This is a genomic window from Candidatus Polarisedimenticolia bacterium (genome assembly GCA_035764505.1).
Lineage (GTDB): Bacteria > Acidobacteriota > Polarisedimenticolia > Gp22-AA2 > AA152 > AA152.
This window is the reverse complement of the sequence record DASTZC010000245.1, coordinates 1-4,898: the sequence shown is the minus strand read 5'-3', so window position 1 is coordinate 4,898 and position 4,898 is coordinate 1. Positions and strand designations below refer to the sequence as shown.

The window sequence follows — 4,898 nt, the reverse complement described above, 5'->3', positions numbered from 1 at the left end:
GCACAAGGCGAAATGCACTTCCTCCGCTTCCAAACCATTCTGCGGTCAGGACCAGATCAGGCGCATCGAACAGTGCTATCGGATCGACAGCGAGTGTTGTCGGTGCATGGTGCTTCACACGTCCGCAGTATGGCGCAGTGGTCGGATATCGCTTCTCGCCAATACCGAAGGCGTCATACGCAGACTCTTCATTCTTCGGCTGACACGTGACCCTCGGCAGTTTTGAAGTCTCCGCGCATGCGGCAATTGTTCGTATCATTAATTGCTGGCGCTCGGGCATCTCCCGACTCGACTTATGCTCCAATACCGGCCCGAGGTCCACACCAGAAATGCCCTCCGACACGATTCGAGCTCCAACCTCCGAAGAAACAAAGAAGACATCAAACTGCCAGTTCAACTGGAGAAAATGGGAGTGCCCGGCCAAAGCGCGCCGAACTCGAAATGGGGCAATTTGTTCGTCGTGTTGGCCACACCGAGCACACCAGTTGCGGTATGTACAGACTGAATAACCGTCTTCCGGCTGCGGAAATCCATGGTGGCCGCGAGCCCACACCAAGTACCACTGCTTCATCACAGACGTTCCTGTCCACCTAACTATACTTGTGCCGATCTGCGTTATTCGATATCACTGCGAGCCCGGTCAGTACTAAAGGAATTATGCTGCAACCGAACGAGCCAGGGAAGCCCCCTAGAGGCAACCGGATAGACTTTTTGCTGTCTGGATCCCGCACACGAGAAACCCCAAATACGCTGACCTGCCATAAAAAATAGTGCTGCGAGTACGGTGCATGGACTTCGCGGACGTTACTACGGGGGCCCCGCCGCGAAGTCCAAGGCTTCCGTCCCTTCAGACGGCGTTCGAAGGTGAGGTCTGCTCAGGGTTGGGGTGGCTTGCCAGGGGCAGGGACTGCCTAGCCGCCACGCGAGAAAGAAGGTTGAAGCCGATCCAGAGGGCGATGCCCAGCACTCCGCAGGCGGGCCAGAGAATTTGCGGGCCGTAATTCTGGTAAGCCCAGGTGCCGAGCAGCGGGGCGGCGACGAAGGCGACGGCGAAGCTCAGGGCGAAAGCACCCATGAAGCGGCCCTGGTTCGAGTTTCCGGCGCGCTCCGCCACCACGCCGGAGACGATCGACAGCGACAACATCTCGCCAAGGGTCCAGATCAGCACGGTGAAGATCACGTAGGCGCGTCCCGTGCCGAACGGGAGCAGCGCGAAGCCAAGGCAAAGCAGGAACGACCCTAATCCGATGACCTTGTAGGGATCGCGCCGCCGCAGGGAGTGCACCAGCAGCATCTCGAAGCAGGTGATGCAGACCGTGTTCACCGCGAGGCTGATTCCGATCCAGCTTTCCGACAGACCGAATTGACCCCGCAGCGTCAGCGGGTAGGCTCCGAGGAGCTGGAAGAAGACCAGCCCGTAGAGCGTCATCAGGCAAATGAGCGCCACGAAGGGACCGTCCGACCAGGGAGAGCCGCCCGGCACGGTCTTGGTTTCATGCGGCGCCGGGCGCACCGGCAGCTTGCGGAACGACCGCAGCAGCACCCAGCCGGCCAGAAACGATGTGGCGGCATCGGCGATGAACAGCCAGAAGTAATTGATCTGGGCGAGGAAGCCGCCGGCGGCGGGCCCGAAGCTCATTCCGATGTTGACCGCCAGGCGGTTCAGCGCGAAGGCGCGCCCACGCTCACCGGGCGGCGAGGCTTCCGCCGTCGCCGTGGCGAGCGCCGGACGGAAGGCTTCCGAAACAAGACTGAGGAAGAAGGCCGCGCAGGCGATCGCCCAGCGCTCCCGCAGAAAGCCGAGCAGGAGAAAGGCGCCGGCGCCGGACCACAGGCTGGAGAGCAGGACCCGCCGCGTCCCCACCTTGTCCGAGAGCCATCCTCCCAGGTAGGTCCCGAGGATCGCGCCGAGGCCGTACAAGGCCAACATTCTGCCGGCCGCGGTGGCCGAATAGCCGCGCGCCTCCGTCAGGTAAAGAACCAGGAACGGCACCACCATGGTGCCGCTCCGGTTCACGAAGGCGACGAAAGCAAGGATCCAGACGGGCTTGGGCAGGCCGGAAAAGGCCCTGCGATAGGAGGCGAGAACTTTCCCGATCAATCCTTCTTGATACGCAACGGCTCTTTGGGAGCCGATTCGAGGACGGAGGGCCGTTCCGAGACCTTGCGCGCCCAGGCGGCCAGGTTCGCGTATTTGGGATCGGGCAGGATGCCCAGCAGCGGCAGCGAGGCGGCCAGCGGCGCAACGAGCGCGGCGTCGGCCAGCGAGAAGACCTCACCGCCGAACCAGGGCCGCGAGCCGAGCTCCCGATCCAGCCGGGCCAGGTGCTCGTGCAGCTTCTTCTTGGCAGCCTCGACCGCTGCACCGTCGACCTGCTTCTTCGGGATCAGGAAGGGGGGCGCATATTCGTACTGGGCGTTGCGCAGGTCGCGCAGGACCGGGTAGAGGTACTGGTCGGTGGTGTCCTCCAGCATCCTGACCCGGGCGCGCTCGTAGGGGTCTTTCGGCAGCATCGCCGGGTTGGGATACGCCTCCTCCAGGTACTCATTGATGATGGACGACTCATAAATGGTGCGCCCGTCCTCCAGCTCCAGGACCGGCGTCAGGCGATAGGGGTTCAGACGCCCGAACTCGGCGCTTTCGGCCTTGTTCTCGGGGACCACCACCTGGTGGGGAACCTTCTTCTCCGCCAGGGCGATCCGAACCTTCCATCCGAATGGGGAGCGATCGAAATGATGCAGCTTGAGCATGAGCTTCTCCCGAAGAAGGCCGGAGCGGGGGTGCCCCGGTCGAACGCGCAAACACACGACCCGGCGCGGGGATTCCCTTCGCGGGCTATTTCTTGATTTCGAGCAGCTCGACCTGAAAGACGAGAACGGCGCCGGGGGGGACGATGCCGTTGCCGAATCCCTTGTCGCCGTAGGCAATCCCGGGCGGGCAGACGAGCTGCGCCTTCTCGCCCGTCTTCATCCGCATCAGCCCCTCGGTCCAGCACTTGATGACCTTGTTGACCGGGAACTCGGTCGGCTCGCCGCGCTTATACGAGCTGTCGAACTCCTTGCCGTCGGGGAAAGTGCCCTTGTAATGGACCTTTACGGTGTCGGTGAGCTTGGGGCTCACGTCCCCCGTGCCGGGGGTCAGCACCTTGAAGATAAGGCCGGAGGAGGTTTTGACCGCCCCTTCCTCCTTGGCGGCCGCCTCGAGAAAGGCCTGGTTCTTCTTGTAATCGTCCATGACGCCCGATGTGGCCAGGCCGCAGGCAGCCAGGACCGTGATTACACGCACTACGTAGGCCGTTCTCCGTCGCATGAGACTACGCCTCCAGGAGGAAAGAGATCCGGGAAGTTCCCGATAATGGATACCGTGAAGTACGGATTCTAGCATACGGCTTTTACGCCAGGTGGCCTTCGGATAAAATCCCCCCTCGATTTTTCGATCCCGACAACCCAACCCTCGTAGAGGACGCGCCGTGCCTGTAGCCCGCCTCCGCCGACGTGCGACCCTGCTTGCGATCGCCCTGTTCTCTCTGTTGCTTCCCGCCGCTTCCCCCTCGAAGAGCGGCAAGGAGGCCGCCACTGAGCGCCCTCTGGCCGCCAAGGACTTCTCGGGCCTCTCATGGCGCAGCGTCGGCCCGGCCAACATGGGAGGGCGCGTCGCTGCGCTCGCCATCGTCCCCGGCAGCCGCACCAGCTTCTACGTCGGCTTCGGGACCGGCGGCGTGTTCAAGACCGAAAACCTGGGAGTGACTTTCACGCCGGTGTTCGACAAGCAGCCGCTGCTGTCGATCGGCGCCATCGCCGTGGCCGACGCGCCCCCCGACTGGCCCGGATGGAAAGAGGAGAAAGCCGAGGCGGAGAAGCAGGCGGCAGCCGGTGGGGCCCCCGCCGGGCAGGAGAAGAAGGAGGAAGACAAGAAGTCCGAGGCGGAGCGGGGCAAGGGAAAGATCGTCTGGGTCGGCACGGGCGAAGGAAACGGGCGCAATTCCTCCTCATGGGGGAATGGCGTCTACCGCTCCACCGATGCCGGAGGGACCTTCAAGCATCTCGGGCTGGATCAGAGCCACGACATCCCGCGGCTGGCGGTCGACCCGCGCAACCCCGACGTCTGCTACGTCGCGGCGCTCGGCCACCTGTGGGGGGCCAACCCGGAGCGCGGCATCTTCAAGACCACCGACGGCGGCAAGACCTGGAGTCATGTTCTGAAGGTCGACGACAAGACCGGGGCCTGCGACGTCATCCTCGATCCGGCGCACCCCGACACCGTCTATGCGGCGATGTACGCGCGGCGGCGCACTCCCTGGTCGTTCACCGGCAACAGCGAGACGGGAGGGATCTTCCGCTCCGACAATGCCGGCAGGACCTGGAAGAAGCTCGCCGGCGGGCTGCCTCCCCGCACCGGCCGCATCGGATTGACGCTGTATCCCAAGAACTCGAAGGTGCTCCTGGCCGTGGTGGAGAGCGATTTCGGCGGGACGGGGAGAATCTCCTTCGAGGACCGGTCCACTTCCGGCGGGCTGTTCCGCAGCGACGATCGGGGCGAGACCTGGCAGCGGTTGAGCGACATCAATTTCCGCCCCTTCTACTTCTCGCGCGTCGCGGTCGATCCCGACGACGAGAAGCGCGTCTACCTGCCGGGATGGGACCTGGCGATCTCGGATGACGGCGGCAAGAATTTCCGCCGCTCCGGCAGCCCCGACGTCCACGTCGACTTCCACGCCATCGCGGTCAATCCCCTGGATCCCAACCAGATCCTGATTGGCAACGACGGCGGCGTCTACATCTCGCACGACCGGGCGAAGAACTGGGAGTATCTCAACCGCATGGCCGTGGGGCAGTTCTACCGCATCGCGGCCGACAATTCGGATCCCTATCGCATCGCCGGCGGGCTGCAGGACAAT

General features: G+C 63.6%; 5 protein-coding genes. 1 reads left to right on the top strand and 4 read right to left on the bottom strand.

Translation table 11 applies throughout. From position 1 onward, the window contains the following. The 4 genes from VFW45_16040 to VFW45_16025 form a co-directional block, all read right to left on the bottom strand. Nucleotides 1–571: hypothetical protein (locus tag VFW45_16040; protein ID HEU5182297.1), on the bottom strand; the 571-nt coding region annotated here is incomplete at its 3' end. Nucleotides 572–847: 276 nt separating this feature from the next. After that, a complete protein-coding gene (locus VFW45_16035) occupies nt 848–2,101 on the bottom strand; it encodes an MFS transporter (protein HEU5182296.1) in 1,254 nt (417 codons plus the stop codon). After that, the gene (locus VFW45_16030; GenBank protein HEU5182295.1) at nt 2,098–2,751 is read right to left on the bottom strand and encodes a glutathione S-transferase family protein; all 654 of its coding nucleotides are present in this window, start codon (nt 2,749–2,751) and stop codon (nt 2,098–2,100) included. Before VFW45_16030 ends, VFW45_16035 begins: the two co-directional genes overlap by 4 nt. A gap of 85 nt (nt 2,752–2,836) precedes the next feature. Then, complete coding sequence (locus tag VFW45_16025; GenBank protein ID HEU5182294.1) at nt 2,837–3,235, bottom strand: FKBP-type peptidyl-prolyl cis-trans isomerase; 399 nt, start codon at nt 3,233–3,235, stop codon at nt 2,837–2,839. A 235-nt stretch (nt 3,236–3,470) separates the two neighbouring features. Here VFW45_16025 and VFW45_16020 point away from each other — a divergent pair. After that, nucleotides 3,471–4,898: hypothetical protein (locus VFW45_16020; GenBank protein ID HEU5182293.1), on the top strand; the 1,428-nt coding region annotated here is incomplete at its 3' end.

Excerpts from the sequence above, each read along its gene's own strand:
- VFW45_16030 (HEU5182295.1), bottom strand. The coding sequence starts at position 2,751 with ATGCTCAAGCTGCATCATTTCGATCGCTCCCCATTCGGATGGAAGGTT.
- VFW45_16025 (HEU5182294.1), bottom strand. The coding sequence starts at position 3,235 with ATGGACGATTACAAGAAGAACCAGGCCTTTCTCGAGGCGGCCGCCAAG.